This is a genomic window from Fictibacillus sp. EA-CB0309, from assembly GCF_055814265.1.
The window spans coordinates 1,579,508-1,593,394 of record NZ_CP169271.1; the positions used below are offsets into that span (position 1 = coordinate 1,579,508).

Consider the following 13,887-nt stretch of genomic DNA (forward strand, 5'->3'; position numbering starts at 1 on the left):
GGACAACTTTTTTATGTTATAGAAGGATTCCAGTTAGTGTACCAACACATAGGAGAATTCCAAAAGCCATATGAAGCAGTGCGGTTAAACCAAGTGCTTTGTTTAATTCTTTGGCATCCCATGTAGATATCGCGATCTTAAGACCTTTTAACGCAATTGGAAGCGTGATAGCAGCTATAAGACTCCATATTGGTAAAATGTCTATTATAATAAGTGCTGCTAAGCTTACATATGTGCCAAGCATCAAGATATAATACTCAACTCTAGATGCTTTTCTTCCGATTAATCCAGCAACGGTAGTTTTGCCAATCTGTTTATCTGTATCAAAGTCGCGTAAATTGTTAGCATGAAGAATGGCCATTACTAAAAGAGCATTAGGAATTGCAGCTAAGAATATCTCGAGATTTATGTTTAAGGTTTGTGTGTAAAAAGAACCTACAACAGCGAGTATGCCTAACGTGCTTCCAGATGCTATTTCCCCTAAACCGTTATAAGCAAGAGCATATCGAGTAGCTGTATAAAAGTATCCAACCAATAAAGATGGAATACCGATATAAAGAACAACAGGGCCCGTTAAAGCTGTTAAAATAAGTCCAACGATTATGCTGAGACCAAAGAAGATTAGTCCGGTTATATAAACTTGGCGAGGTGTCATCTCTTTCCGATCAATGACGCCTGAAGGACTCAATGAACCTGGTATATCTGCTCCCTTTACATGATCAAAGTAGTCGTTAACAAGGTTTGTTCCACATTGTAAAAATACAGCACCAAGAAGTGTTAATAAAAAAGTAGTCCAATGAATGCTCGTCCATTGCAGCGCTAAAATCGTCCCGAAAATGACGGGTATGACCGAAGCGGTTAGTGAAAAAGGTCGTGTTGAAGCAAAGATGACCTTAGGATGTATCATTTGTGTTTCCCCCTTTACACTACTCATTATAGTAAAAGTATGTGAAAGTGTACACATAAAAATCTTGCACAACAGTTACCTAATTTTACGAAATGGAACATCTTTTTGTAAACTTTTTTCTGTTTCTGCATATCCTTTTAAAGGCTTAAAAATATTTCTTTACAACACTTGGTAATTTGTGTATGATTTGCTAAGTAAAGTAAAAACAAAAAGGAGGTTGAACACAATGATGAAATTGAAAATGATCAATCAACTGAATAGTAGTAAACGTTCGACCGCCCTCTGGAGCATTATGTCTGTTTAATTTTGTTTAAAAGACACCGCGGGTCGAATGCCTGCGGTTTTTTGTGTGCCTATTCAACACCGCAGGATAATTTCCTGCGGTGTTTTTTTATAAATCTAAAGGAGGAGATGGAAATGATAATGGTTGGAATTACACTGCTTACATGGCTTTTAACGGAGAAAGACTCGACCTAAGAAAAAAGATAAATTGAAAATGAGGAGTGAATGAATCATGTTTACACTACATCTGTTTTTTGTAACGATAACCTTTTCTATAAAAGAAACAGCCGATCAAAAGAGCTATACGTTTATGATGAAGAAGTAAAATCTCTATATGATCGAGCCAAAGAAAAGGCTTCCTATAATATATCTTCTTGGCTATAAGATAAATAAAAAAGAGCGCCTGCCATAAAGATGGCATGGCGCTATTCTTTTAAACATGACGGCAAAAAATAAGATAGATTATCTGTTATCGCGTTTCCGATACGATACCCAAAAGCACTTGGCTTTCCGTTAATAATAAATGTGCCAGTCATTCGATGGCCTTCTTGCACACCTTGCTGAGACTCAAATTTCATTTTAGGAAGCGGCACATGCTTTTGATAAATACTTACATAATTGGCGTAAGTCGTATGCTGATCTTGATCAATCAAGCTGCCATTCTCGTCAAATACTCGAACTGTATCTCCCTCGCGCCCAAAAGCCGGTTTTTGCACAAACTTTTCTTTAGTATTTAAGAAAATGTCAGGCTCTAAATAAGTAGGCAGAAAATAATGTCCAATCCATTCATGTTCTTCATTTGTGAAGAATGGTGATTGTTCTTCATGAAGACCCCAGATAACAGCGAGAACAGCTTTGCTTTGTAATAGAAATGCAGAGGGAGGATTAATAATGGCAAGTTTGTTTTGAATAACAAGCTGAGTCAGTTGAATTCCTATTTCTTCATTCGTCTGTTTATCTTTATCTTGAATAAGAATTTCAATTGGAAACGTCTGTCTATATAATACATCGATTTTTTTGCCCTGCTGATCAAACAACCCTATATCCTTTTTAATGACTAATTTATCCAAAGGTACAAATTGTGAAGGAAATCCAGAAAGGTCTTTTAAATAAAGAACAGTCTGTTTGTCTTCTATATTCTCATCATGAGCTGTAAAAACAATGTTAGGTGCATGTGATGTTTTTAACTGCCGATAAGCCGTTAAGATAGCAGAACGAACAGCTTGTTTTAATTGTTTTTCCGTTCCTTTATTCGGGTCTTTGCATCCAAAGTGTTCACTAATTAACCCATTAATTCTAAAACATTCATAGATGAAGGTAGGAGTATCACTGTTGAACTCCATGATCTTATGTCCTGACGGTGTTTCGATAGAATCTATTCTACCGATCACCGTTTTAGGCAACGGTGTATGATAGCGAAGAAAGGGGAAAAGTGATTCAGGAAAGCCTAAAAGTTTTAATGTAGCATCATCAATATTTTCTGATTGTAAAAGTGCAGCTGTCTTAAATAGAATTTGCCCTGCTTTTTCTCCAAGATGTTTTATGGCTTCCGGAACGTCTTCAGAGATTTCATACGGGTTGTATAATGCATATTCTTGTCCGTACATATCCGCCCAGAATTCAGGATACTGCTTATAAAATTTTTTTCTATTTTCTGTGTAACTCATAATGATATATACCTCCGAACATACATTCAAGAACCGTAAACTGGTATTATAAACATAACAAAGAATAAAGAGGATGAGAATAATGGAACTTACTTATTACATAGAAAAACAAGAGAGTTATGAACCTTTCTTAACCTATAAAATACCTGAAAACATGCATAACGATGAAAAGTATGCGAGACAGCTTTGTGAATTTTTTGTTTCAGGACAAAGGGAGTACAAACTGCAATCCAACGAAATGAAGGGCAGCGAAGAGATTTTAATCGTAAAAGAAATCGGTCCTATTAGAGAGTTTTCTGAAGAACCGAATTACAAAGGAAGAGGAATATTTTTAGAATTTAGAAGTTACAATTCATCAGGAGATATGCCACTGCTGCATGTTCAAGCCGTAAACAGCCACTGGGATGTTATCCGCTATTTATTAAAAGATGTCGTTGATATTCCAGGTAAAGGACAGTACCTACGCGATTCCGCTGAAATTGATGAAGACAGAGCTGTTTATGTTATGTACGTAGGAGAAAAAATATAAGCATGCGGCAACTGCCACATGCTTTTTTAATATGTAAGACATTGGGCGATAACCCAGCCAACAGAAACGCTTAGAAACATGACGAGCATTCCTACAGCTTTGTTGTCAGCGTCAATCGCTTTTGAGATACTCGAACGAATGGCTAAGTGTTCTGCAACAAACAATGCTACGATTTGAGCGATAATTCCAACTGATCCCCAGATGAGCAAATCAATAATGCTCAATGAATTTGCAATTGAAGATCCAATCACAAAGGCAAGACCAAAAAGTCTCCCGCCAAGTGATAAAGCAGCCGCACAGTTGCCTTTACTGATTAACTGTAGTTCTTTTGTTTTTGTTGTTAGTTCGAATATGATAAAGCCGACAAATAATAATGCTAGCCCCGTAGCCGCATAAAGGGCAAAATTAAGAAATAAGTTATCCATCTTCACAACTCCTTATGATTTATCCGCCAAATCCCTGGCTTCCTCCGAAGCCAGATCCACCGCCTTTGAAACTTGAACTGTTTTTATAGGACTTATAAGCAGAACTTTTTAATAAACTGCTCTTCCCTTTGTAGTAACTGCCACCATGGTAGTAATGGCCAAAATAGCGAGAATTGGTGTCGTCACATTCATACACCCCGTCGTCTTCATCCCATTCCCAATCTTGGCATTCAGCATCTGTTGGTTCTGGTGGAATCTCTTGTGCTTGGTCGTTACAGCCAGAGAGCATCACAGCAACTGATGCAGAGGATACACCTGCAATAAGCTTTTTTGTTTTATTCACATCTTCACCTCATTCCAAGCTCAATTATAGTATGGTTTATGCTGTTTTAAAACCATTTATTTCTAGTACGTTATAAAAAATAAAAAGGTTCCATGTGATTTTGGATGTACAGACACACCCAAGCCCAGCATCGCATAAAGATAAGGGAGTACAGAATCGTCTTGGAGGTGCTGTTATGTCATTAGTAGGTGTGTTGGCCTATTTTTTTAAAGAAGTCATGCTGTTTGTGTCATACGTTAAGAACAATGCGTTTCCCCAGCCCCTGTCTGAAAATGAAGAGAAGCAGTACTTAAAAGAGATGGCAGAAGGCAATGAACACGCAAGAGCCATGCTGATCGAGCATAACTTACGGCTTGTTGCACATATCGTAAAAAATTCGAAAACACAGGAGAGGACACAGAGGATTTAATATCCATCGGTACCATCGGCCTGATTAAAGCGATCGAGAGCTATTCCAGAGGGAAAGGAACGAAGCTTGCGACCTATGCAGCTCGTTGTATAGAGAATGAAATATTGATGCATCTTCGGGCATTGAAGAAAACAAAAAAGATGTATCACTTCATGACCCAATCGGAACGGATAAAGAAGGAAATGAGATCACATTAATCGATGTATTGAAAGCAGAAACAGAAGATGTCGTGGATGCTATTCAATTAAAAATGCAAAAAAAGAAAATTTACGATTATATTCATGTACTAGATGATCGGGAAAAAGAAGTCATAGTGGGACGTTTTGGATTAGATCTTCAAAAAGAAAAAACACAGCGGGAGATCGCAAAACAGCTTGGTATTTCAAGAAGTTACGTATCAAGGATCGAAAAAAGAGCACTCATGAAGCTGTTTCATGAGTTCTATAGAAGCCGTCAGCAATCAGAACGGTAAAACAAAGTAGGAACTCTTCTTTTTCTTTTAATTAAAATTCTGGTATATGGAAAACGATGCTTTAGCATGAATTCCCAAATACCGAAATCTTATCTTAAGAGTAAGTAAACAGCTCAGTTACTTATCTGAGCTGTTTTCTTTGTTTTATCGGAGGTTCTGATCCAGTAATGAATTGATAAACAGTTCGATTTTTCATCATAATATCGGTTTGGAGGAGTAATTTGAAGAAAGAGTTTGTGTTATACAACACTGTATGCAGCCAACCTAAGGTCATAATGATTAGCTTTTGTGTTGTCAGTTAATAAAATATTGTTCAATTCAGCAACAACATAACGATCTAATAACAAAAATTTTAGCATTTCTCCAATATTATTAAGGGAATATAAAAACTAATATGATAAAATAATGTTTGTTTCCCAATTTATAACAAGTTGGGGAGAGGAGTGATTAGTAATGGATTCATATACACCAAAAGTAAAACAAATATTTGAGTACCTTTTGGCTGTCAAAAAAATGAACGAAAAAATTATACGTTCGGTCAAAGAATATGAAAAAGTATGGTGGCAGTTCGACTTCCCTAATATAGATGGATGCTACTTTAATGGTAATGGTCAGGTAGACAATGCATGGTTAGAAGTCCACAAACAAGTTATACCGCCAACACCAGCATTACCTATTGTCCTACATCAATGGGTTAAAACTTGGAATAATCCTGAGAAGGAGCCACTTGTAGAAGAGAAAATCTTACATAACGAATCAGAAGAAGCATTTGAAGATAATGCTGAACGAGTTGATGTATTTCAAAAGTGGTTAAAAGAAGAATGGAGACCTTGGGCGGCAGAGGCTAAACCAAAAAGGGAAATTCAAAAGATATACATGGACTTATTCACACTTCACCAACGTTTTCAACGTGAGGGTGAAGGGATAGAACTTGTCTGGGGGCATGGAATGCTTTCTTGGAATACCCAGAAGGATTTCATACAGCGTCCCCTTTTAGTGACAAAGCTTGAGTTACAGTTTGATGCTAAACAAGGAATCATAACAATGATTCCAACTAGCAAAGGGACTATTATGGAAACAGATATGTTGAACAACTTAGAAATTCCTAATATTCAACGTATCGAACAAATGGGAAGAGAGTTGTCTGCAACAGATCTCGATATGTGGGATGAAGATTCTATTGCTCCACTTTTAAAGGAATTTGTACATACGATAAGTTCAGAAGGAATCTATAAAGGTGAAGAATTGCCAGATGGAAAGCCGACCAATCCTGTTATTAGTTATTCACCACATATTATTTTAAGAAGTAGTAACGGAAGAATATGGGAAAATGAACTGAAAGATATCCTTGAGAAACTGGATGATGGAATTCCTGTTCCCCAAACGATTAAGCTGTTGACAACGGAAGAACAAGAAATAAAAAAAGATAGCACAAGTGAAAGTTCAGATAGTTCATGGTCCTCTGTGGGAGAAGATCTATTGTTCCCACTACCCTCAAATTTCGAGCAAAAAATGATTGCTCAGAAATTAGCCACAAGTCCAGGTGTAATCGTACAGGGACCGCCAGGCACAGGGAAAAGCCATACTATCGTCAATTTGATAAGTCATCTTTTAGCACATGGAAAAAGAGTTCTTGTTACGAGTGAAAAAGAGAGAGCTCTGCAGGTGCTTCGAGATAAAATTCCCGAAGACATCCGTGCCCTTTGTGTCAGTTTGCTAGGTGGTGATTCAAAATCAGTAAAAGAACTAGAAGACTCTGTAAAATCGATCGCTGAAAACATGGATCGACTGGACCCCAGAGTTTTGAACAAGAAAATCGAATCACGAAAAAATGAACTATATGAAACGAGAAAAGCTATCGCAAAACTGCAGACAGAGATTAATCGAGCCGCTGAAACAGAAAACGAAAGAGTATTAGTTGATGGTGTAGAACAAACACCTTTAGAAATTGGGAAATGGCTTAGTGATAAAATTACCCATAACTGGTTTCCTGATCGGTTATCGTTAGAAAAAGAGTTTCCCATCACTGAAGAAGAATTCAAAATTCTGCTTCTGAAACTTGAAACGTTAGCTAAAGCTGATATCGAACAGTTAGAGTCAGTTAGACCGAAAACTATTGAGATATGGTCTCCTTCTGAACTAGAAGAAATGGTTAAGCAATTTTACCTAACTCAACGTAATGTAAGTGAAAATATTCACTCCATCAAAGATTGGAGTGTTCCTGAAGAATATAAGGATCTTAGCTCACTTACACAACGAATCACAGAAGCCATAAAAAAGCTTGAACAGTTACAGGAACCTTGGCATCAAACAATACTTCAAGAAGTTACCATGAATGAAAATAAGGTTATAGAATGGAATGACTTTATTACAGAATGTAAAGAGAGAACGGAACGGTTAAATCAGCTAGAAAAAGAGCTGATTGAAGTAGAAATTCAGTTTCCTGAAGAATTTAACCTTGTTACCTCAAAAGAAGACTTACAAGAGCTTTTGACAAAACTTCAGAGCAACAAAGGTTTAAACTGGATGTTCAAAAATGTAACGGGAAGAAAGTTTGGATATCTGTTAAATGGAGCTAAGGTTGATGGTTTACCCATCCGTAACAGTAAAGATGTAGAGACATTGTTAAAACATATAGAAATTCAAGAGATTAAAAACAAGTTAACACTCAAATGGAATCGAACGATGCAAGAGATTGATGGTGATACCATTGATCAGAAAATGAACAGATTCTCGCATCAGGTAGTCTCTCAGTTATCTAAAATACAGACTCTTGTGGACTGGAAGACAGATACTGTTCACAGTTTGCAAGAACTTGTAAAATCAATCGGCGTTTCAAATCCATACAAGTGGACGGATTTAGATTGGTTTAATCAAGTATCACTTGGAATAAAGACTCTAGAAGATGTGAAAAAGTTTGAAGAAATACAACAAAAGATAGACCAAACATCATCATTCTTAAATTTTGGAAAAGATGTAAGCAATGCTCATTCATCTTGGCTTCAGTTAAAAGCAGCATGTGATCAAAAAGATGTGGAAAGTTATACCAACCTCTTCTTAGCTTTAAAAAGATTAGAGGGGATGGAAGAAGAATATCAAAATTTTAAAGATACAATCGAGAAACTAGAGGCAGTATCTCCGAAATGGGTCAGTCACCTTCTGGAGCTTGGCGGACATGGAAATCCTGTAATAGTACCTGATGATTGGAAGGATGCATGGAAGTGGAGCCAACTCAACCATTGGTTGGAGATGCATCAAAAGAATACAGATATTGAACAAAAAGAGCGTGACTTAGAACTGGCACGTAAAACAGAATCAAGAAACATTCGGGAATTAGTAGCAGAGTCAACTTGGCTTTCACAAATTGAAAGAACAACCAGAAAACAAAAAGCTAGTTTACATGCATGGCTGAATGCGATTAAGAGGATTGGAAAAGGTACAGGAAAATACGCCAACATGTATCGAAAAGAAGCAAGTGAAGAGATGAATACATGTAGGGGAGCTATTCCTGTTTGGATCATGCCGATTCAAAAGGTGATCGAAAATATACAGTTAAGTGATGATTTATTTGATGTTGTCATAGTGGATGAAAGTAGTCAAAGTAATCTATTTTCACTATCTGCTCTTTTAAGAGGAAAGAAAGTCGTTATTGTGGGAGATGACAACCAGATCAGTCCTGAAAGTGTCGGCCAAGATATCGGAGAAGTCAAGCAACTTATCGATCGATTCTTACACGACATACCGCACAAAAACCGATATGAAATGAAAACAAGCCTTTACGATATCACTTCCCAAGTGTTCGATAGTAAGATTCCATTGAAAGAACATTTCCGATGTGTGCCAGAGATCATCCAATACAGCAATGATTTGATGTATGGCGGACAAATGGATCCATTGCGTTTACCGTTAGGAAATGAAAAAATCACACCACCTGTGAAAGCTGTTCGAGTCGAAGATGGATTCCGAATGGAACACACGACTAAAACAATAAATCGACCAGAAGCAGAATCACTTGTAGAGTATATTTCAGAGCTCTGTATAGATCCTCAATACAATAACAAATCATTTGGTGTAATTTCATTACAAGGGCATGACCAAGCTCGTTTAATCGAGGATCTATTGCGAGAATCAATCGGGGAAGAAGAGATGATTGAGCGAAAGATTGTTTGCGGGGATTCGTACTCCTTCCAAGGAGATGAGCGTGATATCATCTTTTTATCGATGGTGGCAGCTACAAACGTGAGAATTGGACCTCTGATGAAAAGATCTGATATGCAAAGGTTTAATGTCGCGGCGAGTCGTGCAAGAGATCAAATGATTTTATTCCATTCTGTCGATTTAAAAGACTTGAACCCAGGTTGCGTAAGATACAGTTTGCTTCAATATTGTTTAGAACCAAATAGAGTGCAATTGGAGCTTAATGAAGTGGAGCATGAATTCGACTCAGAGTTTGAAAAAGATGTCTTTAAACTTGTTTCTGCACGTGGTTATCGCATAGTACCTCAAGTAAAAGTCGGTACATTAGGGAAAAAGATCGACCTCGTAGTCGAAGGAATGAGAAGCAGGTTAGCGATCGAGTGCGATGGTGACAAGTGGCATGGTCTAGATAAATGGGAAGATGATTTGGAAAGGCAGAGAATCCTTGAAAGAGTAGGTTGGACATTCTGGCGAGTTAGAGGTAGTGCTTTCTATCGCGATCCTGTTGCAGCAATGGAGTCTTTATGGGTGAAACTTGATGAGATGGGGATTAAGCCTGTTGGAGCTACTGAAGAGCAGGAAGAAGAAAAAATAATAAAGTATGATGAGGAAACTGAAAAGTTAGTAACTGTAGAGGTAAGAGAAGAATTGATTTTAAAAGAGACTGATTCCGAACCTTTAAATGATCAAAGTAATAAAACAAGTCATTTATTCCAGCAGTTTTCTATTGAAAACTTAGACAGCCAATTCGAAATCACTTCATTCTTAGTATCAAAAGGTTTACAAATGGTTGATAAAAGGTCTTCTGGAGGGTCACTATGGGTAGTAGGTGGAGAGGAACTTTCTCCTATAATGAAAGATCTATCAGTAAAAGGATACAAATTTACTTTTGCTAAAAATGGTGGAAGAGCAACAAAAAAATCTGCAAGTTGGTATCTAGTAAATAAGTAATATGAGAAGTACAAAAAGAGTAAATAACGTAATACCCATACATTTAATATTGACAAAGCACTGCAAGTTTGCAGTGCTTTGTCTTCAAAAGAAAAAACACAGCGGGAGATCGCAAAACAGCTTGGTATTTTAAGAAGTTACGTATCAAGGATCGAAAAAGAGCACTCATGAAGCTGTTTCATGAGTTCTATAGAAGCCGTCAGCAATCAGAACGGTAAAACAATGGTTATAAAGGCTGGTAACATTTACAGCCTTTTTATTTTGGGCTTCGGGCAAACTAAAGAAAAAAGGAGTTTTTATATATGGCACGCAGAAAAAGACAGCCTATCGTTCCTGAAGCTAGAGAAGGTCTCGATCGGTTAAAAGCGAAAGTGATGAGAGAAGCGGGATATAAAGTGTCTGATCAGTCACCAGATGATGTGAAATATGAAGTCGCAAGAGATATGGGAGTATCGTTAGAAAAAGGATATAACGGTACGATTACGTCTAAAGATGCAGGACGGGTAGGCGGGCAGATTGGTGGAAGAATGGTTAAAGAATTAATACAGCAGGCAAAAGCAAACTTAGGAAAACAAGTGAGGTAAGAAAACACTGTGTTTAAATAAATAAAAGAGGGAATAGAATAGGTAAAAAAACCAGGAGGCGTTTCTATGCAAGAAGCTGTTTTATATGGATCATTCGTCGTCATGTTGGCCTATTTTGTTTATGCTGCAATAGCTGAATAATGTTAGAGAGCTCTCCTTTTTTGGAGAGCTTATTTTTTGTTTGTCTCTTTTCTAAAGGATTGTTGCTTTAAAATTTTTTTGTTTTATTTGCTTCTTTGACAAGTTGGTTGGAGTGTAAGGTGAGAGACTCCTGCGGGACAGGCAGGCAGTTCGAAAAGTGGAAGTGGCTCGTTCAGCCCCGACCAGCAAAAGGTGAATGGACTAGGAAGGCGCATTTTGCCTTCTTGACCATTTAACTTTTGACCTCGAGGGGCTAGTCACTGCAACTAGACAGGTGAGACACTTATACGTGAAACGTAAGAATGTGGCTCACCGCCTGCCCCGCGGAAAGCGAGCACCTGGAACGGAAATCAACTACTTTCAATAGCAACTATGAATAGAAAAACAGCCATATAAAAAAATAAATCAAATAATAAACTTCATGGTCGATTTTTGTTTGAATATTTTTTATAATAAGAAAAGAGTGGAAATATGTACATAATGGGGGAGAAATAATGTTATTACAAGATTTAAGGCAAACATGGGAACTTGATTCCGTTTTTCCTGGTGGTAGTGAATCTAAAGAATTGTTAGCTGAAATAAAGTGGACTGAAGATGAAGCAAAGGAATTAGCTAAAAAAGCAGAAACCTTCACTTTTTCAAACGAAAATTTCTTGAATCTTATTGAAGAACTTCAAAACTTTTCTGAGCGATTATCAACTGCAGGAGCTTTTATTGGTTGTTTAATTGCGCAAGACGTAAAAGATAAGAAGGCGATGGCTCTTCGTGGAAGATTAGAATCGGTTTACGCAGCCTTCTCAAACGTAGGTTCAGTAATCGATCAAAAAATGATGGATATCTCTAAAGATGCATGGAAAGACCTTATGAGTCTTCCTGAGTATGAACATATTGCGTTCTCTTTAAACGAGAGAAGAACGAATGCCAAAGAGAAGCTTGGTATCTCAGAAGAGTCATTAATTAACGATCTAGCAGTTGACGGTTATCATGCTTGGTCTACTCTATACGATCTAGTAGTGGGCAGAATTAACATTAAAGTAGAGATCGATGGCAAAGAAGAAGAACTATCTGTTGGCCAGGCAGAAAACAAATTCTCAAGCCCTGATCGTCAAGTTCGTAAAGATACGTTCGAAAAATTTGTTCAGGCTTGGGATCATGAAGGTGAGTTCTGTGCGGCTTCTCTTAACCACATCGCTGGTTTTAGAAACGAAATTTATAAGCACAGAGGCTGGGAAGAAACGTTAAAAGAACCTCTTGCAATTAATCGTATGAAGAAAGAAACGCTTACAGCAATGTGGGATGCGATTACTTCTAAAAAAGATATTTTTGTAAAGTATCTTGATCGCAAAGCCAAACTGTTAAATCTTGAAAAATTAAGTTGGTATGATGTTGATGCACCCCTATCTTCAGCTAACAGCAAAATGAGCTATGATGAAGCCGCTCAGTTTATTGTTGAACATTTCCGCACATTAGCACCAAAAATGGCAGATTTCTCAGAAAAGGCATTTTTGGATGGCTGAATAGAAGCGGAAGATCGTTCAGGTAAGAGACCTGGCGGATTCTGTACAGGTTTTCCAACGAAAAAGAAACACGTATTTTTATGACATTCTCCGGAACACCTAGCAATGTTTCTACACTTGCACATGAATTAGGTCATGCTTTTCATTCAGATGTATTAAAAGAAATGCCTTACTACGCAACAAATTATGCGATGAATGTAGCAGAAACAGCTTCTACATTCGCTGAGATGATTGTTGCTGATGCAGCAGTTACAAATGCAAAAACGAAAGAGGAAAAAATTGCGCTGCTTGAAGATAAAGCACAAAGATCTGTAGCGTTCTTTATGAACATACATGCACGTTTCTTGTTCGAAACAAGAATGTATGAAGAAAGAAAATCTGGTCAACTGTCAGTCGAGCGATTATGCGAACTAATGGAAGTAGCGCAAAAGAAGCGTTTAATGGTGCGCTTGAAGAATATCACCCATATTTCTGGGCGTCTAAGCTTCATTTCTACATTACAGATGTTCCGTTTTATAACTTCCCATATACGTTCGGATATTTATTCTCTGCTGGTATTTATGCAAAAGCAAAAGAAGAAGGCCCATCGTTCGAAGAAAAATACATCGCGCTTCTTCAAGATACAGGTAAGATGCAAGTGGAGGAGCTCGCACAAAAGCATTTAGGCATTGATGTGACAAAGCAAGATTTCTGGTTAAAAGGAATCGAGTTAGCTGCTGCAGACGTAGAAGAATTTTTGGCGCTAACAGAAGAGTAAAAAATAATAATGGCAGTTCCTTTGAGAGGAGCTGCCGTTTTTTTGTTGTATATAAAAAGGAGACTTGTGGATAAAACAGAATTGAATGAAAAAGCCTGGCATCATGCCAAGCTTTTGATTCTTCCGTATCTTTTTTATCTTTTTTCAATGGAAATGGTACTGATCATGAGAACAGATAATCCGATAGTCAGGAACATATAAAAGAATCCCGGTACTAAATGAACTGTTAGATATCCAGCAGCCATTAAACAGCCGGCTACGGTAATGGGGACACCTACAAAGGAACCGGTAAACTCGGTAATATTGAAGCGGGCAAGACGGATGGCACCGCAAACAATAAAGATGATGGTAAATATCATACCAGGAACGCCAAACTGATGAAGTACAACTTGATAGATTAAAAAGGCTGGTGCAATACCAAATGATATTAAATCACAAAGTGAATCTAATTGTTTTCCAAACTCTGATTCAATATTTAGCATTCTAGCGACCATCCCATCAAATCGGTCGAACAAACCTGCCAAAAAAATTAAGATAAATCCAATTTTTAAGTCTCCTGAAACCATAAATAATAAAGCTAAAGCTCCTAGTGATATATTGATTAACGTTAAGAAATTAGCTGTTTGGCCTTTCACTTTCTTTAACGTTGAATCAATCCTCTCTCTCTCGAGCATGAACATACAATCACTCCTCAAAAGGGTAACGA

General features: G+C 37.4%; 8 protein-coding genes and 3 pseudogenes. 6 read left to right on the plus strand and 5 right to left on the minus strand.

Annotated elements, in window-relative coordinates; translation table 11 throughout:
* Positions 1–16 precede the first annotated feature (16 nt).
* Positions 17–907 (minus strand): 1,4-dihydroxy-2-naphthoate octaprenyltransferase, encoded by an 891-nt coding sequence (gene menA, locus ACEWFH_RS08720; RefSeq protein WP_473726878.1) that lies wholly within the window; start codon positions 905–907, stop codon positions 17–19.
* 707 nt (positions 908–1,614) lie between these two features.
* Complete coding sequence (locus ACEWFH_RS08725) at positions 1,615–2,856, minus strand: glutathionylspermidine synthase family protein (RefSeq protein WP_473726879.1); 1,242 nt, start codon at positions 2,854–2,856, stop codon at positions 1,615–1,617.
* Positions 2,857–2,938: 82 nt separating this feature from the next.
* Here ACEWFH_RS08725 and ACEWFH_RS08730 point away from each other — a divergent pair, with 82 nt between their 5' ends.
* Complete coding sequence (locus ACEWFH_RS08730; RefSeq protein WP_473726880.1) at positions 2,939–3,385, plus strand: RNA helicase; 447 nt, start codon at positions 2,939–2,941, stop codon at positions 3,383–3,385.
* 26 nt (positions 3,386–3,411) lie between these two features.
* On the opposite strand, the gene ACEWFH_RS08735 is transcribed toward ACEWFH_RS08730, so the two are convergent.
* Both ACEWFH_RS08735 and ACEWFH_RS08740 read right to left on the minus strand, forming a co-directional pair.
* Entirely contained in the window at positions 3,412–3,810 is a 399-nt protein-coding gene (locus ACEWFH_RS08735; RefSeq protein ID WP_473726881.1) for a DUF350 domain-containing protein, read from the minus strand.
* Between the two features lie 19 nt (positions 3,811–3,829).
* Positions 3,830–4,153 carry an aminotransferase yhxA gene (locus tag ACEWFH_RS08740; protein ID WP_473726882.1) on the minus strand — a complete coding sequence of 108 codons (324 nt, stop codon included), beginning with the start codon at positions 4,151–4,153 and terminating at the stop codon, positions 3,830–3,832.
* 175 nt (positions 4,154–4,328) lie between these two features.
* Here ACEWFH_RS08740 and sigK point away from each other — a divergent pair.
* The 5 genes and pseudogenes from sigK to ACEWFH_RS08765 all read left to right on the plus strand — a co-directional run bounded on the left by sigK (position 4,329) and on the right by ACEWFH_RS08765 (position 13,181).
* Positions 4,329–5,034: pseudogene (sigK, locus tag ACEWFH_RS08745) on the plus strand (RNA polymerase sporulation sigma factor SigK).
* Positions 5,035–5,487: 453 nt separating this feature from the next.
* Positions 5,488–10,182: an AAA domain-containing protein gene (locus ACEWFH_RS08750; protein WP_473726883.1), complete on the plus strand. Its 4,695-nt coding sequence runs from the start codon at positions 5,488–5,490 to the stop codon at positions 10,180–10,182.
* A gap of 87 nt (positions 10,183–10,269) precedes the next feature.
* A pseudogene (locus tag ACEWFH_RS08755) lies at positions 10,270–10,400 on the plus strand (sigma factor-like helix-turn-helix DNA-binding protein); the annotation flags it as partial.
* An 84-nt stretch (positions 10,401–10,484) separates the two neighbouring features.
* Positions 10,485–10,766: an alpha/beta-type small acid-soluble spore protein gene (locus ACEWFH_RS08760; RefSeq protein WP_066237769.1), complete on the plus strand. Its 282-nt coding sequence runs from the start codon at positions 10,485–10,487 to the stop codon at positions 10,764–10,766.
* 635 nt (positions 10,767–11,401) lie between these two features.
* Positions 11,402–13,181: pseudogene (locus ACEWFH_RS08765) on the plus strand (M3 family oligoendopeptidase).
* A 134-nt stretch (positions 13,182–13,315) separates the two neighbouring features.
* On the opposite strand, the gene pssA reads toward ACEWFH_RS08765, so the two are convergent.
* Positions 13,316–13,861: a CDP-diacylglycerol--serine O-phosphatidyltransferase gene (pssA, locus tag ACEWFH_RS08770; RefSeq protein WP_473726884.1), complete on the minus strand. Its 546-nt coding sequence runs from the start codon at positions 13,859–13,861 to the stop codon at positions 13,316–13,318.
* Between the last annotated feature and the right edge of the window lie 26 nt (positions 13,862–13,887).

Excerpts from the sequence above, each read along its gene's own strand:
- menA (WP_473726878.1), bottom strand. The coding sequence starts at position 907 with ATGATACATCCTAAGGTCATCTTTGCTTCAACACGACCTTTTTCACTA.
- ACEWFH_RS08725 (WP_473726879.1), bottom strand. The coding sequence starts at position 2,856 with ATGAGTTACACAGAAAATAGAAAAAAATTTTATAAGCAGTATCCTGAA.
- ACEWFH_RS08730 (WP_473726880.1), top strand. The coding sequence starts at position 2,939 with ATGGAACTTACTTATTACATAGAAAAACAAGAGAGTTATGAACCTTTC.
- ACEWFH_RS08735 (WP_473726881.1), bottom strand. The coding sequence starts at position 3,810 with ATGGATAACTTATTTCTTAATTTTGCCCTTTATGCGGCTACGGGGCTA.
- ACEWFH_RS08750 (WP_473726883.1), top strand. The coding sequence starts at position 5,488 with ATGGATTCATATACACCAAAAGTAAAACAAATATTTGAGTACCTTTTG.
- ACEWFH_RS08760 (WP_066237769.1), top strand. The coding sequence starts at position 10,485 with ATGGCACGCAGAAAAAGACAGCCTATCGTTCCTGAAGCTAGAGAAGGT.
- pssA (WP_473726884.1), bottom strand. The coding sequence starts at position 13,861 with ATGTTCATGCTCGAGAGAGAGAGGATTGATTCAACGTTAAAGAAAGTG.